General features: G+C 69.1%; 3 protein-coding genes and 1 pseudogene. 1 reads left to right on the top strand and 3 read right to left on the bottom strand.

Annotated elements, in window-relative coordinates; translation table 11 throughout:
• From E1211_RS31610 to E1211_RS33100, 3 genes and pseudogenes are all read right to left on the bottom strand, one after another.
• A pseudogene (locus tag E1211_RS31610) lies at positions 1–297 on the bottom strand (sugar ABC transporter permease); the annotation flags it as partial.
• A 62-nt stretch (positions 298–359) separates the two neighbouring features.
• Positions 360–1775 (bottom strand): N-acetylglucosamine/diacetylchitobiose ABC transporter substrate-binding protein, encoded by a 1416-nt coding sequence (gene ngcE / locus E1211_RS31605; protein ID WP_132353831.1) that lies wholly within the window; start codon positions 1773–1775, stop codon positions 360–362.
• Between the two features lie 230 nt (positions 1776–2005).
• Positions 2006–2239, bottom strand: coding sequence for a hypothetical protein (locus tag E1211_RS33100; RefSeq protein WP_207915594.1), 234 nt, complete (start codon positions 2237–2239; stop codon positions 2006–2008).
• 81 nt (positions 2240–2320) lie between these two features.
• Between E1211_RS33100 and E1211_RS31595 the strand changes: the two genes are divergently transcribed.
• Positions 2321–2518: a hypothetical protein gene (locus E1211_RS31595; RefSeq protein WP_132353829.1), complete on the top strand. Its 198-nt coding sequence runs from the start codon at positions 2321–2323 to the stop codon at positions 2516–2518.
• The last annotated feature ends 49 nt before the right edge of the window (positions 2519–2567 follow it).

The raw sequence follows: 2567 nt of genomic DNA, 5'->3' as shown, positions 1-2567 counted from the left end.
CTCCTTTCGCCCGCCCATGTTGAGCATGGTGGCGAAGAAGAGGCCCAGCCCGATCGTCAGCACCGGCACCACGGCGAGCAGCAGCGCGTTGTTCTTGAGCGCGTTCCACACCCGCCCGTCGTGCAGCAGCGCCTCGAAGTTGGCCAGGCCGACCGGGTCCGCCTCGGCCGAGTAGCCGAGCCAGTCGGTCGTCGAGATCTGGAACGCCTGCAGGTACGGCGACACGACGAAGACGAGGTACAGCAGCAGCGGCGGCACCAGGAACGTGATGATCAGCGGGTACTTGCCATGTCTCACGAGTTGGTCCTACTCCCGGAAGCGGTGACCGGTGGGGACTCGCGGCCCCCACCGGTCGGACGTCACGCGGCCCGCTTGTACTTCTTGATCGAGCTGTCCTGGGCGATCGAGTCGGCGCCCCGCTGGCACTGGTCGAGGAACTCCGCCGGGCCGATCCGGCCGCTGAAGAACTCTCCGCAGGCGGCGTCGACGAGCTCCCGCTCCAGCTTCCGGTAGTAGTTGTTGTAGACCCAGTTGAAGCCGTTGCTGCCCGAGGCGTCGAGCGCCTTCACCACGGTGTCGAGACCGAACGGCAGCTCGACGCCCTCGGTGGAACCGGCGACGATGGTGAGGCTGGAGACCTTGCGGGTGAAGTCCTGCGCGCCCTTCTTGGAGAGCATGACCCGGAAGTACTCCAGACCCCCGGCCAGGTTCTTCGCCTTGGCCGGCACCATGAACGGCTCGCCGGCGGTGCCGCGGATCGCCTCGTACGGCAGCTTGTCGCCGCTGCCCAGGCTCGGCGTGGGCTGGATGGTCATGTTGAAGCCCTCGGGGGTCACCTTCTTCTGCTCGCTCTCCAGCCAGGAGCCGCAGGAGATGAAGGCGGCCTTGCCCTGGCACCACGCGGTCTGCGACTGCACGTGGTCGAGGCCGGGTGAGCCGTCCAGGATGAACTTGTCCTTGACGATCTGGTGCCAGGCGTCGGCCGCCGTCTTCATCGCGTCGGACTTCCACGCGTTCGGCTCCAGGTTGTCGATCGCGGTGGCGACGGAGGGGCCGCCGAGCTTGATCGCGGTGGCGATCAGCGGCCAGCTCATGTAGCGGGGGTGCTTGCCGGCGTACGTCCAGGGGGCGATGCCGGCGGCCTTGATCTGCCGGCAGAGCGCGATGTGCTCGTCCCAGGTCTTCGCGTACTGCCAGCCGCGGTCACCGAAGAGCTTGGTGGAGTGCCAGATGCCGTACGCGGTGTAGGTGTAGTTCAGCACGAGGAACGCGCCGTCGTACGACCCGACCTCGACCGCGCCCGGCAGCAGCGTGTCCTTGACCGTCTTGCCGGGGACGTCCAGGCTCGGCGCGTTGAGCAGCTCGCCCAGGTCGGCGATCGCCTTCTGGGAGACCAGGCCGTTGAAGTCGATCTGGCCGGCGCCGGAGTTGTTCACCACGTCGGGCGGGGTGCCGTCGACGAAGCGCGGCTGGAGGGTCTTGTTGATCTCCTGCGTCGACGAGTGCTTGATCTCCGCCTTCGGGTACTTCTCCTTGTACATCGCCTCGTGGGACTTGGCGTACTCCTCGCCGAAGCCACCGTTGAAGATGACGACCTCGAGCGGGGCGTCCTCCTTGACGCCGAGCGGGTTCTGGTCACTCTTCGTGCCCTTGTACGTCTCCGCGTCGCTGTCGCCGCCACCACCACCGGTGGCGCAGCCGGCGAGCAGACCGGCGGCGGGAGTGGCCAGCAGGCCGGCGGCGGCGGTCCGCCGCAGGATGTCACGCCTGTTCATGCTCTCTCCTCGGTTCGGGCCGGGCGGCCGTCGGTGGGTGGGGCCAGGCGGCCGCCGTACGAGGCGCGGGGGAACTGTTGATTGTCTTCAGTTCACAGATTGTTGCTGAAGAATTTCTACGACAGCCGGGCGCGTACTGCAATACCTGGGCACCGAACCGTTATCCAGGCACACCACGCGGCGGTCCCCGCCGCAGCGGCACGGGCCGCCGCGCGCGCGACGGACCGCGTTCACCCCCGAGCCCGGCCGGCCCGCCGGCGCCGCAGCAACACCGCGGTGATGACGACCGCGGCGACCACGCCGGGACCGCAGTGGACCAGCAGCACGCCGGCCAGGCTCGGTCCACCCCAGTCGTTCCGGTAGGTGGCCGGATCGCTCATGTCGATCACGAACGGCTCGGCGATCGCCCGGACCACCAGGTAGAGACCGAGAACCAGACCGAGGACCGAGGCCGCCTTCCGCACCGCCCACTCCGTTCACCGCTGTCGATGTCATTCCCCGAGCCATGCTGCTCCCCAGGTCCGGCCCGCGCATCGGACCACGGGTTGATCCGGCACGTCATACGAGAGAGCCACGACGTCCCCGGGGCGGCGGAGACCGACCGCCCCATCGGCGCCGTCCGGCACACCGCCGCCCTCCACCGGCTCGTCTTCGCCGGCCCCGCCTACCGGATCGCCATCGGCGACGGCGCACTCGAACACCTCGCGGAGCTGGTGGCGACCGCCGGACGCCCGACCCGGTGACCGGGCGGCCCCGCCGCCACCACGACCGTCACGGCGTGACCGCCGCCCC

The organism is Micromonospora sp. 15K316 (genome assembly GCF_004348525.1).
GTDB lineage: Bacteria > Actinomycetota > Actinomycetes > Mycobacteriales > Micromonosporaceae > Micromonospora.
This window is presented reverse-complemented; position numbering and strand designations above follow the sequence as displayed.